Source organism: Psychroserpens burtonensis DSM 12212 (genome assembly GCF_000425305.1).
Lineage (GTDB): Bacteria > Bacteroidota > Bacteroidia > Flavobacteriales > Flavobacteriaceae > Psychroserpens > Psychroserpens burtonensis.
In genome coordinates, this window is the sequence record NZ_AUDE01000009.1 from 169,374 (window position 1) to 184,351 (window position 14,978).

The window sequence follows — 14,978 nt, forward strand, 5'->3', positions numbered from 1 at the left end:
GGTTGGACCTATTTCTAATGGCATTCATTGTATTTTAATTATCACTCATAGCAAAGCTAGTTTTTAGTCATTGAGTATTGCTGAAATAAAGAGATGTTTTTATTGGAGGCACATTGCGATAGTAATCTAAGTGTTGATTAAATTTTATATTGCAGCATGATTAAATTATTCGCCGCTGTAAATCGTGTTCAAATTCTAAGTTTGGAACATCTCATTCCTATTGGATTGGCTATAATTGTAGCAGTAACTTTAATTAGGTTCGCGAGAACAATTTCTTCAGAAAGTCAGCAACGCGTGATTCACTATATCGCTATTTTTATATCGCTAGCAGTTATAACGTTCCATTTATATTATATGTTCACTACAGACTATAATATTAGAACAGACTTGCCTTTGTACTTGTGCAGTCTCTTGGCAATAATCATTCCAATTTTCACATATTATCGACACTATTGGATGTTCGAAATCTTAGTTTTTTGGGTCATCGCAGGAACTTTGCAAGGTGTTATTACTCCAGATATTGCTGAAGGCTTCCCTAGTTTAGATTATATGAGATATTGGATAGTTCATTTAGGACTATTAACTGTAATAGTTTACACTATTTTTGTCTTTAAGATGAAACCTAAATTTAAAAGCATTTTTAAATCCTTTTTAGCATTGCAAGTGTATGTGGTCTTAATGATTGTGACGAATTACGTTTTAGAGGCTAATTATTTTTATTTGAATAGAAAGCCAGAATCTGCTTCAGTACTAGATTATTTTGGTGAATGGCCTTATTATATCATTGTTGCTCAGTTGATAATAATCCCTTTATTTCTAGTGATTTACTTGCCGTTTTACATCTCTGAAGCAAAGAAAAAATCACTTCTCAAATAATTGATTCATGTCTTTAAAAGCTTTGAATTCAAGTGCATTTCCTGCAGGATCAAAAAAGAACATGGTAGTTTGTTCACCAACTTGGCCTTCAAATCTAACATAAGGCTCAATAATAAACTCTACACCTTTAGATGCAACCGTTTTGGAGAAGTCTTGAAATGTATCCCAAGGTAAAACGACGCCATAATGCGGGACAGGAACAGATTTTTCGTCAACAGCATTGGTATGAATTTCTTCTTTTGATTTTGGCTTATAATGAATAACGAGTTGATGTCCAAAGAAATTAAAATCTACCCAATGGTCACTACTTCGACCTTCTTCACAGTTGAGAATATCTCTGTAGAATGTTCTACATTCTTCTAAATTATGAACAGGAATTGCAAGATGAAAAGGAGAGATATTAGTTGACATAAATCTGCTATTAATTATTTTTTTCTAAATACGTTTTGGTAGATGCTGCAAGTAGGTTATTTAATTCTGCGAATTCTCCTTTAGTCAATTCTCTGTATTCCCCAACAGGCATGTCTAAAGGGATATTCATGATGCGAACACGTTTCAAGGAAGATACTTCATAGTTGAGGTAGTCGCACATACGACGTATTTGTCTATTTAAACCTTGAGTCAAAATGATGCTAAAGGTTTGCGAATCGAGCCGCTTGACATCACATTTCTTTGTGGTTTTTTCAAGTTCTTCTAGATAAATCCCACTGGACATATGTTTTATAAATGTTTGGGAAATGGGCTTGTCTACAGTGACGATATATTCCTTTTCGTGATTATTACTTGCGCGAAGAATTTTATTGACAATATCCCCATCATCGGTTAAAAGGATTAAACCTTCACTAGGTTTATCTAACCGTCCAATTGGAAAAATACGTTTAGGGTAATTTATAAAGTCAATGATATTATCTTTTTCTACACGAGTGTCTGTTGTACAAACGATACCTACAGGCTTATTAAACGCCAAATAAACAAACTTTTGTTTTGTGTTTTCTATGAGTTTTCCATCGACATGAACTTCATCGGAAGGCGCAATTTTAGTTCCCATTTCTGGTACAACGCCATTAATTGTTACTCGTCCAGCATCAATGAGCTTGTCTGCTTCTCTGCGAGAACAGTAGCCAACTTCGCTAAGAAATTTGTTGATTCGTTTTAAATTATCTACCATGAGACAAAATTACAAAACTAAGCGTTAACAAAATCTATAATATGATTGTTTACTTCTTCATGTCGTAAACCGTGACCAAAACCTTCCGTAGAAATAAGTGTGGCATTTTTGAAGTAATTCTTAAAATCTTCTGCGTCACTATAAGGAATAATCCTATCTTTTTTATCATGAATTAAGAGCCCTTGAGTATCTTCGTTTTCTAGAAATCGTGCCGCATTAAAATGTTCTGGTTTCTCTTTAAAACGCTCATGTATTAGTTCATCCATAGCCTTGGATACACGTTTGTTGTAACCCATCATAGCAGTATATCGACTAAAAACACCAACAAAGTTGGAAGGGGCTCCTAATAAAATTAATTTATTTACAGAGGGTAATTCATACTTGCTTTTACAAAAAGCGGTAGCCATCCCGCCAACCGAGTGTCCAATAATAATATTTGCATTAAATTTCTTTGCTACAATATGAATACACTCAGCATACAGTACAGCATTAAATAGTTTTCCGCTTGATCTGCCATGAGCAGGTGCATCTAAAGCCACAATATTATAATCTAGCTTTTTAAGTCTTTCGATCAATGATTTCCATCTAAAAGAATTGCTTTCCCAACCATGAGCTAATAAAATAGTCTCCTTTTTACCTAACCATCGGTAGGTCATAATATTGAGGTTTTCATAGTCAATATCCTCAATAAAAGCAGTCATTAAGAAATCTTTTTCTGGCTCTTTAAGTTTGATTTTTCTAGGTTTCGAAAATAGCTTAAGAGCTATTTTGCCTCCAAGTTTAGGAGATAACATACTCGTGATATTTATAAAACCACCTATTGTCTTTACTATAGCTTGTCTCATTGATCTTCTCTGTTTACTAAGTCCATAGAAAAAGCAGGTGTGCATATAGCGATGTATTCACAAGCAATAGTGAAAGGGTTGGAGTATTGAACTCTGGTGTTCTTATTAATCTTTATGGATTGACCAGCATCCAGAATAATAGTTTCTCCTTCAATTATAAATTGTTTTTTACCTTTAATGATATAAGTATATTCATCAAATTCTGGAGTTTGAAAAGGCTCACTCCATCCCGTAGGAGCTATCATGTGAGCAATACTTATTTGTGAGTTGCCATCTGTAGCATTTCCAAAATGTTCTTCAATGACTTTTCCGTCAGTAGTGGGAACAACAAAAGGAGCGTTTTGAATCTTATATTTTTTCATGTATGATTATGTATTTCTCTCTAAACTTTTTAGTTGTGTATTATTCAACATGTTAAATTGCTTAATCTACTATTGCCAATGCATTATAAAATATTTAACCTGGGCAGCATCAGGTATTTGAACTGGCTCTATTTTAAGTGTCATATCGAATCTTAAGTTTGCAGGTAATTCTTTTTTATCTATTGTAAAAGAGGCATCGATTTCGTCAATATAAATAACGACTGAATTTATAAGATTATTTATACTAGAAATTTTATAAGCTTCTTTTAGGTCTTTGAAAGTACTTAATAAGGAAATGTCCTTTTCTGTTTTATAGTTTTCGCTCAATATTCTAACACTACCAATCACAGAGGTTGAATCTAATGCTCGTCGAGGAGATAGAATCAACATTTTTATTCCTTCAGAAGAATAGATTTCAATGTCATTATTTTGTAATATGAATTGATCTCCTTTAAGAGAAGGTTGTATTATAGAATCCTTTGCAAATACTAATTTTAAATCTTTAACCTGAGTAGAATCGGTTAGCAAACCGATATTTTGTTTATTAATCAAGAATGGATTTTGTTCTTTTTCCGAGGTGCAACTTGATAGCAATGCGGTTACAACGATAATGGTGAATAGTTTTGTCATATGAATTATAAAAAGGGGTCTAAAAATTAATTATTTAAGCAATTTTGTCAAGATACCAAGAACACTTCTAATTACAGTAGGACTTGTCAAAACTTTAAGGATTGGATTCTGTCTAGTACTTCTTCTGCGAGACAGGGATGAGCGTCTTTTACTTTCAGCTTTTTCTAGAGCATCTCTTTCTTGACGTGCTTTTTCTTTAGCGTCTTCTGCATCAGCAATCTCAATTTTTTTACTAAGCATTTCGTAAGCGCTCTCTCTATCTATGTCGTGGTTGTATTTTTTTGCAAGTTTAGATTTTCCGAGTAGACCACTAAGCTCTAAATCTGTTAGAACATCCATTCTACTCATTGGGGCGCGCATCATTGTTGCAGCCAAAGGTGTAGGTCTTCCTTTTTCATCTAATGCAGATACTAATGCTTCTCCAATACCTAATGATGTTAAAACATCGGCAGTATCGTAAAATTCAGTATCTGGATAGTTCTGAGCAGTTAATTTTATTGCTTTTCTATCTTTTGCTGTAAATGCTCTTAGCGCATGTTGAACTTTTAAACCTAACTGACCTAAAATAGCTTCAGGAACATCTGTTGGGTTTTGAGTTACAAAATACAAGCCAACACCTTTACTACGAATCAATTTTACGATACTTTCAATTTGGCCTAATAATGCTTTTGAGGCTTCGTTAAAAATCAAATGCGCTTCATCAATAAACAAAATAAGTTCAGGTCGGCCACTATCACCTTGTTCTGGGAATGTAGAATATATTTCTGCCAATAGACTCAGCATAAATGTGGAGAATAATTTTGGTCTATCCTGAATATCTGTTAAACGAATAATATTGATATAACCTCTTCCGCTATCATCAACGCGCAATAAATCGTTAACTTCAAATGAGGTTTCGCCAAAAAATAAAGCGCCACCTTGTTGTTCAATTTCAACTATTTTTCTTAGAATAGCACCTGTAGATGCTGTGGAGATTCTTCCGTAGGCTTCAGTAAATTCTATTTTGCCTTCTTGCGTTGCGTATTGTAATATTTTCTTGAAATCTTTTAAATCGAGTAAAGGCAATTTATGATCATCACAATATTTAAAAATTACTGATACAACACCAGATTGTGTTTCAGATAAGTCTAAGATTCTAGAGAAAAGAACAGGCCCAAATTCACTAACGGTGGCACGAAGTCTTACACCATCTTGTTCAGACAATGTCATGACTTCAACAGGAAATGATTTAGATTCAAAAGGTAATCCTATTTTGGCATGACGTTCATCAATTTTTGCATGACCAGGACTTGGTTTTGCCAACCCACTTAGATCACCTTTTATGTCCATTAATAATACTGGGATACCTTTTTCGCTCAAACTCTCAGCTAAAACCTGAAGCGTTTTAGTCTTTCCGGTACCAGTAGCGCCAGCAATCAAACCATGCCTATTCATCGTTTTTAGAGGCACATTCACAAAGGCATTGGTTAGGGCTTCACCATCCAACATGGCAGACCCTAAAGTGATATAATCACCTTTATTCGTATTTCCTTCTGTGATTTCCTTTAAAAAATCGTCAGTTCTACTCATGCATTCAAAATTTGTATAAAAATAGTATAATTTTAGACAAGTTTAAAATCAACTAAAATGAAACATTTACTATTTATTATTACTCTATTTTTTTGCTTCGGAAATGTGTCTTGCATAAAAAGTTCTTCGGAAATCGTCTTCTACAAATCTCATGAACCCAAAAAAGAACAAGCACCTTTTAGCGATGTAGTTGATGCCAACGGGTTTTTATTTCTAGCAGGACAAGTTGGGATGAATCATAAAACGAGAACGCTTGTTGAAGGTGGAATAGAAGCAGAGACGAAACAGTGTTTAGAAAATATAAAAGCGGTTTTAGAACAGCATGATTCAGGATTAGATAAGGTTGTAAAATGTACTGTGATTTTAAAAAATATAGATGACTTTGCAGCCTTCAATGCGGTTTATAAGTCTTACTTTTCGAAGAAACCGGCAAGGACCACGTTTGCAGCGTCAGGATTAGCTGTTGGAGCTCTTATTGAAATAGATGTTATTGCGGTTAAATAGATTACAGTAAAGAAGTTATTTTAAGAGTGGTAATTAGTTTTGAAGTCCATAGCTTAATGCAATAAGTTAATTTTAAATACGAGGGTTATATGGGAATTTGTCAAACAATAGCCTGATAAATTAAATAGCGCAGAGTGGTTTTTTTTTCTGGTTTATGTAAACTGTTAGAGAAAGCTCTTTGCCTTGACAGTCAAAAGCTCTCGGTACTGTGAAAGAAAAAAAATATTTCGAAGAGAAACAGTCTAAATTTACTGTATACAGCCACTGAATACTGCCTACTATTTAATACATTTGCAGGCTATGACAAGAACAGAACAACAAGATCTTATTGATAAAGGATTACTCTTGCCTCTAATGGAAGAGTTTTACACCATTCAAGGTGAAGGTTTTCATAAAGGAACAGCAGCGTATTTTATAAGAATAGGGGGCTGTGATGTAGGTTGCCATTGGTGTGATGTGAAGGAGAGCTGGTTGGCTGAATTACATCCACCTACAGAAACCGAAAAGATTGTTTCAAATGCTGTAAAGTACAGTAATACGATTGTGGTTACAGGTGGTGAACCATTAATGTGGGATATGAATCCGTTAACCGCACAATTGAAAGCTAAAGGGTTACAAACTCATATTGAAACGTCTGGTGCTTATGAATTATCTGGTACTTGGGATTGGATTTGTCTCTCACCAAAGAAGATGAAATTACCAACCGAAAAAGTCTATGAAAAGGCGCATGAATTGAAGTGTATCATTTATAATAAAGATGACTTTAGGTTTGCTGAAGAGCAAGCCGCAAAAGTAAATAAAGACTGTATTTTGTATCTACAACCAGAATGGAGTAAACGAGATAAAGTAGTGCCTCAAATCGTAAATTATGTCATGAAAAACCCAAAATGGAAGGTGTCTCTACAAACCCATAAATATTTAAATATTCCGTAAGGTGCTTATAGCTAAATCGTTATTGTGGTTATTGCTAATAGCAATTCATGTAAATTATAATTAAAACGAAAAATTGCTATCTTTAAGAGCTATCAAGTTTTTATGAAATATACTCTCTTAGTCATTTCCTTATTATTTGGATTTCAAATAGTAGCCCAAGATTTAGACCTTCAACGTAAAATAGAATTTGTCAATTCAAAGATTCAACAAACAGAAAAAGGAGAACGCCTTAATTGGTTTGATAGTTTGACAAAACTCACCTATCGCAATCCAGAATTAGAATACGATGCCATACTTCGTAAAACTATTGATTTTGCTATCAAATTAGATTCTTTAAATTTCGCTACCAAAAAAGTAGCTGATTTAATAGGCTTTCAAAATAATTTTTTAGGCAAACCTCAGGAAGGTCTCAAGCTGTTTAATACCTATGTCGAGAAATTAAATAAAGGAACAGATTTTGGTGCCATTGGTCGAATGTATTTAAATGCGGCTGATAGTTATTATTATACAGGTGATATCGACACTTCTTTTGAATATTATACCATCACAAAAGATTATGCTGAAAAAGCAAACGACGAGTATTTGTATGCTTATGCCGTAATGTACACAGGATATAATGAATCTGAAATCGGTAAGTTTGCAGAAGCATCTCAGAGTTTAAAAGAAGCCGCAGCCATATTTGTAAAACTCAAGGATACTACGAATATTCTTGGGGCTAAAAATGGACTAGCAGTTCTGTATAGTAGAAACGCATTTTATGAAGAGGCTGAAAAAGAACGCAACGAATCTATTTTGATGATTGGAAAAACAGATAGATATACAGCCTTAACAAATTTATACTTTAATGCTGCTGAAGATCATAAAAAAATAGGAGATTTTAAGCAGCAACTACTCAATATTAAAGCCGCCTTTTTGGCGAATAGTAAAACAAATAATGCGTTTTTGGCAGAGCCTGTAATATTAACTCAGCTTGTCAATGCCTATTGTAAAAACGACAGTATATTGCAAGCCGAAAAGTATTTTGAAGATCTCAATGCCTTATTTGTGAAAGATGAAAGTGAAGACCTTAAAGAGCAAATTGTAAAAGCAAAACGCGTATTGTCTTTTACTAAAGGCGACTATGAAAATGCCATAAAATATAGTTCTGAGTTTTTATCATTGCTACAGAATAAAAAAACGCATCTTGGTGATATTGTTGCAGCCGAACAATTTTTGGCAGAGGCATACAAAGCAAGTGGCGATGATATCAATTATAAAAAACATCTCCTGAATCATTATACCCTTAAAGATTCTCTTTCAAATATTCAAAATGTAAAATCTTTAGCTTATTACCAAACACTTTACGAAACAGAAAAGCGAGATTTGAAGATTGAAAACCAAAACGCTAATATCAGTTTATTAAATCTTAAGAATAAGAGTAAAACTCAATTATTAATTTTTGGATCTCTAGGCTTTTTATTACTATTCGGTGGGATTATTGTTTACCGTTCCTTTGTAAGCGCCAAGAAACGCGGACTAGCACAACAAGAATTTTCGCAACAGCTTATTGCTGCTCAAGAGCAAGAACGAACGCGTATTGCCAAAGATTTACACGATGGTGTTGGGCAGCAAATCACACTTATTAAAATGAAAGCTCAGAATAGTGACCAAACAGAACTGTCTGGTTTGGCTCATAATGCCTTAGAAGAAGTGCGAAGTATCTCTAGAGACTTATACCCAGTTACCTTAAAAAAGCTAGGGCTAACGGATAGTATTGAGCAGTTGCTTTTAGATTTGGACGAAGAAACTGATCTTTTTATATCGATAGAAATTGATGATGTCAATACCAGTTTTAATGAAACTGAATCCCTCAATTTTTACAGATTTATACAGGAATCTGTAAACAATGTATTAAAGCATGCTAAAGCTAAAACCTTAATTTTAAATATAGTAAAGCAGAGTGATGGTATTAAAGTCTTAATAAAAGATAATGGCCAAGGTTTTGAGGTGAACAAAATGATAAATCAAAATAGTTTAGGTTTAAAAACGATGGCCGAGCGTATTAGTATGCTCAAGGGCAACTTATCTATTAAAAGCAAAAGAGATGAAGGCACATCTATATTAGTACAAATTCCAGTATAAAAATGAATAATATCACACTTGTTGTAGCAGACGACCATCCTTTGTTATTAAGTGGCTTAGTTGGTCAGTTGAAGAATCATAATTATGATATTTTAGCGACTGCAGAAAATGGGGCCATAGCCTTAGAACGCATTCTAAACCTAAAACCAAGTATTGCCATTTTAGACGAAGAAATGCCAAGACTTACTGGTTTTGAAGTGATACAAAAATGCATAGAAAAAAAGATAGAGACCAAATTCATTATTCTCACTTCGCACAAGGAAAAATCTTTTATTTATAAAGCAAAAAAATTAAATATTTCGGGTTATATTCTAAAAGATGATCCTTTTAAGGAGCTTCACAATTGCATACAAAGTATAAGTAATGGAACGCCTTATTTTAGTTCTACCTTTACTAGAGTGTTTGAAGATGAGGTGGCACCGCAATTAAAAACAATGAAATTATTGTCACCATCAGAGCGCGTTATTGTGCGCTTGATAGGTCAAGGTGAATCCTCAAAAGATATCGGTGAACTCTTATCACTATCTCATAGAACTATTGAGAAACACCGCTCCAATATTATAGCTAAGTTAGGTCTTGCAGGAGATAAACATACCCTTATGTTATGGGCAAAAGAAAACTTAGAGTTTATTAATTAGACCTAAAGTCTTAATCCAGGATTTTATGGACAGCCTAAGGAAAAAAAGTGTGGTTGATAGTTTGAATAATAAAAATAGGCAATCGAGTAAAATTGATAATTAGGGTCTAGAAAAATTAGATTGGCTTAAATATTAAACGTACTCAAGACATAACATAAGTACCTGCTTAAAAATACTGTGTTGAGAAAAAAATAATTGGCTTGTATTTATTTGCTTCTAAAGACGGTTTAATAAAACGATTATAGTTAGTTTATGAGTCGTCAGTTTTACTAAATGATAACGTGCTATAGATAGTGGTATTAGCAGCGTGAGGGTTGAGGTCTGAATTATAAAAAATTTTATATGTCCACTACCAAGAATAGTACTGATTATTAAATAGCATATATTAAAATTAATACATAAAAAAAGCCTTGATTTCTCAAAGCTTTTTTTTACATCTAATATGGAATATATTTATTTTACAAAAGGTACTGCAACACGAATTGTTCCCCATCCCATGTGCATGTGAACACCATCCTTAGATTCTTCAAAGGCTATTGAAAAGGCCTCTAATGATTCTTTTCCTTCTGTAACAGGTACCGTTAATCTAGCGACATCATTTTCTTGTTTGTAGAAATAACTTCCCCAAACATTAAGATCTGTGCTAATGATTGCAGTCCATTCCTTTTCTCCAGGAATTACATAAAAGGTATAAGTTCCGGGTTTAATTTTAGTGTCTCCTAGAGCCATTGTTGTATACAGCGTTAATTCTACAGCTTCATTAGCTCCAGTTCTCCAAACGTCTCCGTTTGGTGCTAATTTTTCTATAGAACGACCATTAAGTTGAGGTCTGCCGTAAATTACTTTTATTAATTTATTTGATTCTTTGTAATTAGAAGGAAAAGACGCGCCATCCATAGGGCTTTTATCCATTTTAGCAAAGTCTTGTGCATTCATGTTTAAAGAGATGAGCATAATAAATGCCGTTGCGGTAGTTGTAATAATTGATTTTGTTTTCATGTTTTATTTTTAATTAAATTGAACATTATAAATATAAACCTCAAAGGTTTAATTATGGTCTTTAAAGTCGTAAACTGATGTTAAAGTTTACATTTTTTAGAAGATCATTGTGTTTTAAGAGTGATTTAATTTCATAAATGTATTAAAATTTAATTATTAGTTATAGTGTGTAACCAATAATGGATGTTATGTTTTATATATGTAATAGTAAATTCATATTTGTCCTATCAATTTGAATACTAATATAAAGAATAAAAATATGTGCGGAATTGTATGTGCGTTTGACCTAAAACAAAAAGCGGAAGATTTAAGACCTCAAATCCTTGAAATGGCTAAGACTATTCGTCATAGAGGACCAGACTGGAGTGGGATATATAGTGATGAGAAAGCAATATTAGCGCATGAGCGTTTAGCGATTGTAGATCCTGCTTCTGGAAAACAACCGCTGTTTAGTCCTGATAAAAAACTCGTTTTAGCAGCGAATGGCGAAATTTATAACCATCGTGCGTTAAGAAAACAATTTCCTGATTATCACTTTCAAACTGAAAGTGATTGTGAAGTCATTCTAGCATTGTACCAAGAAAAAGGGGTTGACTTTTTAGATGAAATGAATGGCATTTTTGGTTTTGCAATTTATGATACAGAAAAAGATGAATACTTTGTTGCCAGAGATCATATGGGAATAATTCCGCTCTATATTGGTTGGGATCAACACGGAACTTTCTATGTTGCTTCAGAATTGAAAGCACTGGAAGGAACCTGTACTAAAATTGAATTATTTCCTCCTGGACATTACATGTCAAGTAAGGACGGAGTCTTTGTGCAGTGGTATAAGCGTGATTGGACAGATTACGATGCTGTAAAAGATAACGAAACAAGTATTACGGCAGTTAAAGAAGCCTTAGAAGCAGCTGTTCATAGACAGTTAATGAGTGATGTGCCTTATGGCGTCTTATTGTCTGGTGGTTTAGATTCTTCCGTGGTTTCTGCAATAGCAAAAAAATATGCACAAAAACGTATAGAATCTGGTGATGAGAAGGATGCTTGGTATCCACAATTACATTCATTTGCGGTAGGTTTAGAAGGTTCTCCTGATCTTGCTGCAGCTCAAAAAGTAGCAGACTATATTGGGACCATACATCACGAAATAAAATTCACAATTCAAGAAGGTTTAGATGCTATTAAAGATGTGATTTACAATATAGAGACTTACGATATTACAACTATTCGTTCATCTACTCCCATGTATTTAATGGCTAGAGTTATTAAATCTATGGGTATTAAAATGGTGTTATCTGGAGAGGGTGCAGATGAGATTTTTGGTGGATATTTATATTTTCATAAAGCGCCAAATGCAAGAGAATTTCATGAAGAAACAGTTCGTAAATTAGATAAGCTACATATGTACGATTGCTTGAGAGCTAACAAAAGTTTAGCAGCATGGGGAATTGAAGGACGTGTGCCATTTTTAGATAAAGAATTTATAGATGTCGCGATGCGAATTAACCCTCAAGATAAAATGATTAACGGTGAACGTATGGAGAAATGGGTGATTCGTAAAGCTTTTGAAGACATGTTACCAGAAAGCGTAGCTTGGAGACAAAAAGAACAATTTAGTGATGGTGTAGGTTACAGCTGGATTGATACTTTAAAAGAACTGGTCGATAAGGAAGTGACTGATGAGCAAATGGCTAGTGCTAAATTTCGGTATCCAATTCAAACACCAATAAATAAAGAAGAGTATTATTACCGCAGTATTTTTGAAGGCCATTTCCCTAGTGATGCTGCGGCTCTAAGTGTGCCGCAAGAGCCAAGTGTGGCGTGTAGTACTAGGATAGCATTAGAGTGGGATGAAGCTTTTAAAAACATGAATGACCCTTCGGGAAGAGCAATTGCGAATGTGCATGCTAAGGCTTATGTGAAGGCCTAAAAACAGGCTTATGTAATACTTACTATAAGGAGAGGCCATTGGAAACATTGGTCTTTTTTGTATTAATTACTTCGGAAATGGACTCAATTGAAATGACGTTCAAAATAAATGAAATATGGCTTATTTCAACCTGTTTTTAAGTAGATCAAGATCATGAAATCTAGGCTTAGACGAATGTTGTGATTTAAGCACATTTCCGAAGATGTTAAAAAATAATAAAATCTATTTTAAGGCATTTTTCAGCTTGTTTAAGAGTGTTTTGTGTAATTAATAAATGTTAATAATTATTGAAGTCTGTCGATAAAAAGCTTTCAAAAAGCCTTCAATTTTTTTATCTTTGTTTGTACACGAAAGGATGCTACACGCATCTTTTTTTGTGATATGTGAGATTAAAATGTCGCATGAAAACAAGAACTAGATATTTCAAAATAAATTTAAATTTATGAGCGAGAAAAAAGAAGAGTTTAACAAAGATAATTATTCGGCAGATAGTATCCAGGCGTTAGAAGGCATGGAGCATGTGCGCATGCGTCCTTCTATGTATATTGGAGATGTTGGGACTCGTGGATTACACCATTTGGTATATGAGGTTGTAGATAACTCTATTGATGAAGCTTTAGCAGGTCATTGTGATAATATTACGGTGACTATAAATGAGGATAACTCTGTTACTACAGAAGATGATGGTCGTGGTATTCCTGTAGATCTTCATAAAAAAGAAGGTGTATCGGCACTTCAAGTAGTGATGACCAAAATTGGTGCTGGTGGTAAATTCGATAAAGATTCTTATAAGGTTTCTGGAGGTTTACACGGAGTTGGAGTGAGTTGTGTTAATGCCTTATCAGAGCATTTAAAAGCCACTGTTTACAGAAAAGGAGAGGTTTGGGAACAAGAATATGAAAAAGGTAAAGCCATGTATCCTGTAAAAAAGGTTGGTGAAACTGACAAAAGAGGAACAATCGTTACTTTTAAGCCAGATCCAACAATTTTTACGCAAACTCTAGAATATAGTTATGATACTTTAGCAAGTCGCTTGCGTGAATTATCCTATTTAAATAAAGGAATTACTATTCATTTAATAGATCGTCGTCACAAAAAAGATGATGGCGAATTTGAAGGTGAAACATTCCATTCTACAGAAGGTCTAAAAGAGTTTATTCAATTTTTAGATGCGACAAGAGAGCCTTTAATGAAAGATGTAATTGCGTTTGAAGGTGAGAAAAATGGTGTGCCTGTTGAGGTTGCTATGATTTACAATACCTCATATGCCGAAAATTTACACTCTTACGTTAATAATATCAATACACACGAAGGTGGGACACATTTATCTGGTTTTAGAAGAGGTTTAACACATACCCTTAAGAAGTATGCTGATGCTTCTGGAATGTTAGATAAATTAAAGTTTGATATTCAAGGTGATGATTTCCGTGAAGGATTAACAGCCATTATTTCGGTAAAAGTTCAAGAGCCACAATTTGAAGGACAGACAAAAACTAAATTAGGTAACAGGGAAGTTTCTGCAGCCGTAAGTCAATCTGTTTCTGAAATGTTAACAGATTATTTAGAAGAAAACCCAGATGACGCTAAAATCATTGTTCAAAAAGTAATTCTCGCTGCTCAAGCACGTCACGCTGCACAAAAAGCGCGTGATATGGTGCAACGTAAAACGGTAATGAGTCTTGGTGGTCTACCTGGTAAATTGAGTGACTGTTCTGAACAAGATCCTTCAAAATGTGAAATTTATCTTGTTGAGGGAGATTCGGCAGGTGGAACTGCAAAAATGGGTCGCGATAGAGCATTTCAAGCTATTTTACCATTGAGAGGTAAAATTCTTAACGTAGAGAAGGCAATGACTCACAAGGTTTTTGAAAACGAAGAAATTAAGAATATATTCACTGCTTTAGGTGTAACTATTGGTACTGAGGAGGATAGCAAAGCGCTTAACCTTTCAAAACTAAGGTATCATAAAATTGTGATTATGTGTGATGCTGATATAGATGGGTCTCACATTGAAACTTTAATTCTGACCTTCTTTTTTAGGTACATGAAAGAGTTAATTGAAAATGGACATATTTATATCGCAACACCACCTTTATTTTTAGTTAAAAAAGGAGCGAAAAAAGAATATGCATGGAGTGAAAAAGAACGCATGGTCTTAATGGATAAATTTGGAGATGGCGCAAAAATTCAACGTTATAAAGGTCTTGGAGAAATGAATGCCATACAACTTTGGGATACCACAATGAACCCTGAGTTTAGAACATTACGTCAAATACAAATTGATAATAGTGCAGAAGCTGATCGTGTATTCTCAATGCTTATGGGTGATGAAGTACCACCACGTAGAGAGTTTATCGAGAAGAATGCGATATATGCAAATATTGATGTATAGAGATAATTAGA

Annotated in this window: 14 protein-coding genes; 7 read left to right on the forward strand and 7 right to left on the reverse strand. The window is 34.0% G+C overall.

Annotated elements, in window-relative coordinates; translation table 11 throughout:
* Positions 1 to 156: 156 nt before the first annotated feature.
* A complete protein-coding gene (locus tag H593_RS0103540; protein ID WP_028871163.1) occupies positions 157 to 876 on the forward strand; it encodes a YwaF family protein in 720 nt (239 codons plus the stop codon).
* Here H593_RS0103540 and H593_RS0103545 read toward each other — a convergent pair.
* The 6 genes from H593_RS0103545 to H593_RS0103570 form a co-directional block, all read right to left on the reverse strand.
* Positions 862 to 1,287, reverse strand: coding sequence for a VOC family protein (locus H593_RS0103545; protein ID WP_028871164.1), 426 nt, complete (start codon positions 1,285 to 1,287; stop codon positions 862 to 864). The two genes, H593_RS0103540 and H593_RS0103545, sit on opposite strands and share 15 nt — an antisense overlap.
* 10 nt (positions 1,288 to 1,297) lie before the next feature.
* On the reverse strand, positions 1,298 to 2,044 hold the full coding sequence (locus H593_RS0103550; protein WP_028871165.1) for a pseudouridine synthase: 747 nt from the start codon (positions 2,042 to 2,044) through the stop codon (positions 1,298 to 1,300).
* A 17-nt stretch (positions 2,045 to 2,061) separates the two neighbouring features.
* Positions 2,062 to 2,889, reverse strand: coding sequence for an alpha/beta fold hydrolase (locus tag H593_RS0103555; protein WP_028871166.1), 828 nt, complete (start codon positions 2,887 to 2,889; stop codon positions 2,062 to 2,064).
* Positions 2,886 to 3,251, reverse strand: coding sequence for a cupin domain-containing protein (locus H593_RS0103560; protein ID WP_028871167.1), 366 nt, complete (start codon positions 3,249 to 3,251; stop codon positions 2,886 to 2,888). The genes H593_RS0103555 and H593_RS0103560 overlap by 4 nt, the downstream gene beginning before the upstream one ends.
* Before the next feature lie 69 nt (positions 3,252 to 3,320).
* Positions 3,321 to 3,881 carry a hypothetical protein gene (locus H593_RS0103565; RefSeq protein WP_028871168.1) on the reverse strand — a complete coding sequence of 187 codons (561 nt, stop codon included), beginning with the start codon at positions 3,879 to 3,881 and terminating at the stop codon, positions 3,321 to 3,323.
* Between the two features lie 30 nt (positions 3,882 to 3,911).
* The gene (locus tag H593_RS0103570; RefSeq protein WP_028871169.1) at positions 3,912 to 5,450 is read right to left on the reverse strand and encodes a helicase HerA-like domain-containing protein; all 1,539 of its coding nucleotides are present in this window, start codon (positions 5,448 to 5,450) and stop codon (positions 3,912 to 3,914) included.
* Positions 5,451 to 5,507: 57 nt separating this feature from the next.
* Here H593_RS0103570 and H593_RS0103575 point away from each other — a divergent pair, with 57 nt between their 5' ends.
* The 4 genes from H593_RS0103575 to H593_RS0103590 all read left to right on the forward strand — a co-directional run bounded on the left by H593_RS0103575 (position 5,508) and on the right by H593_RS0103590 (position 9,646).
* Positions 5,508 to 5,954 carry a RidA family protein gene (locus tag H593_RS0103575; RefSeq protein WP_028871170.1) on the forward strand — a complete coding sequence of 149 codons (447 nt, stop codon included), beginning with the start codon at positions 5,508 to 5,510 and terminating at the stop codon, positions 5,952 to 5,954.
* Between the two features lie 300 nt (positions 5,955 to 6,254).
* Complete coding sequence (locus tag H593_RS0103580) at positions 6,255 to 6,887, forward strand: 7-carboxy-7-deazaguanine synthase QueE (RefSeq protein ID WP_028871171.1); 633 nt, start codon at positions 6,255 to 6,257, stop codon at positions 6,885 to 6,887.
* A gap of 102 nt (positions 6,888 to 6,989) precedes the next feature.
* A complete protein-coding gene (locus H593_RS0103585) occupies positions 6,990 to 9,008 on the forward strand; it encodes a sensor histidine kinase (RefSeq protein WP_028871172.1) in 2,019 nt (672 codons plus the stop codon).
* Between the two features lie 2 nt (positions 9,009 to 9,010).
* Positions 9,011 to 9,646 carry a response regulator transcription factor gene (locus H593_RS0103590; protein WP_028871173.1) on the forward strand — a complete coding sequence of 212 codons (636 nt, stop codon included), beginning with the start codon at positions 9,011 to 9,013 and terminating at the stop codon, positions 9,644 to 9,646.
* A 453-nt stretch (positions 9,647 to 10,099) separates the two neighbouring features.
* Here the strand turns inward: H593_RS0103590 and H593_RS0103595 are convergent, their stop codons facing one another.
* Positions 10,100 to 10,645 carry a DUF2911 domain-containing protein gene (locus H593_RS0103595; RefSeq protein ID WP_028871174.1) on the reverse strand — a complete coding sequence of 182 codons (546 nt, stop codon included), beginning with the start codon at positions 10,643 to 10,645 and terminating at the stop codon, positions 10,100 to 10,102.
* A gap of 259 nt (positions 10,646 to 10,904) precedes the next feature.
* On the opposite strand from H593_RS0103595, the gene asnB reads away from it, so the two are divergent.
* Both asnB and gyrB read left to right on the forward strand, forming a co-directional pair.
* A complete protein-coding gene (gene asnB / locus H593_RS0103600; RefSeq protein ID WP_028871175.1) occupies positions 10,905 to 12,575 on the forward strand; it encodes an asparagine synthase B in 1,671 nt (556 codons plus the stop codon).
* 442 nt (positions 12,576 to 13,017) lie between these two features.
* Positions 13,018 to 14,967, forward strand: a complete 1,950-nt coding sequence (gene gyrB, locus H593_RS0103605) for a DNA topoisomerase (ATP-hydrolyzing) subunit B (RefSeq protein WP_028871176.1) — start codon at positions 13,018 to 13,020, stop codon at positions 14,965 to 14,967.
* Positions 14,968 to 14,978 lie beyond the last annotated feature (11 nt).

Coding starts and splice junctions, on each gene's coding strand:
- H593_RS0103560 (WP_028871167.1), bottom strand. CDS start 3,251: ATGAAAAAATATAAGATTCAAAACGCTCCTTTTGTTGTTCCCACTACT.
- H593_RS0103585 (WP_028871172.1), top strand. CDS start 6,990: ATGAAATATACTCTCTTAGTCATTTCCTTATTATTTGGATTTCAAATA.
- gyrB (WP_028871176.1), top strand. CDS start 13,018: ATGAGCGAGAAAAAAGAAGAGTTTAACAAAGATAATTATTCGGCAGAT.
- asnB (WP_028871175.1), top strand. CDS start 10,905: ATGTGCGGAATTGTATGTGCGTTTGACCTAAAACAAAAAGCGGAAGAT.
- H593_RS0103545 (WP_028871164.1), bottom strand. CDS start 1,287: ATGTCAACTAATATCTCTCCTTTTCATCTTGCAATTCCTGTTCATAAT.
- H593_RS0103580 (WP_028871171.1), top strand. CDS start 6,255: ATGACAAGAACAGAACAACAAGATCTTATTGATAAAGGATTACTCTTG.
- H593_RS0103550 (WP_028871165.1), bottom strand. CDS start 2,044: ATGGTAGATAATTTAAAACGAATCAACAAATTTCTTAGCGAAGTTGGC.
- H593_RS0103540 (WP_028871163.1), top strand. CDS start 157: ATGATTAAATTATTCGCCGCTGTAAATCGTGTTCAAATTCTAAGTTTG.
- H593_RS0103595 (WP_028871174.1), bottom strand. CDS start 10,645: ATGAAAACAAAATCAATTATTACAACTACCGCAACGGCATTTATTATG.
- H593_RS0103575 (WP_028871170.1), top strand. CDS start 5,508: ATGAAACATTTACTATTTATTATTACTCTATTTTTTTGCTTCGGAAAT.
- H593_RS0103590 (WP_028871173.1), top strand. CDS start 9,011: ATGAATAATATCACACTTGTTGTAGCAGACGACCATCCTTTGTTATTA.
- H593_RS0103570 (WP_028871169.1), bottom strand. CDS start 5,450: ATGAGTAGAACTGACGATTTTTTAAAGGAAATCACAGAAGGAAATACG.
- H593_RS0103565 (WP_028871168.1), bottom strand. CDS start 3,881: ATGACAAAACTATTCACCATTATCGTTGTAACCGCATTGCTATCAAGT.
- H593_RS0103555 (WP_028871166.1), bottom strand. CDS start 2,889: ATGAGACAAGCTATAGTAAAGACAATAGGTGGTTTTATAAATATCACG.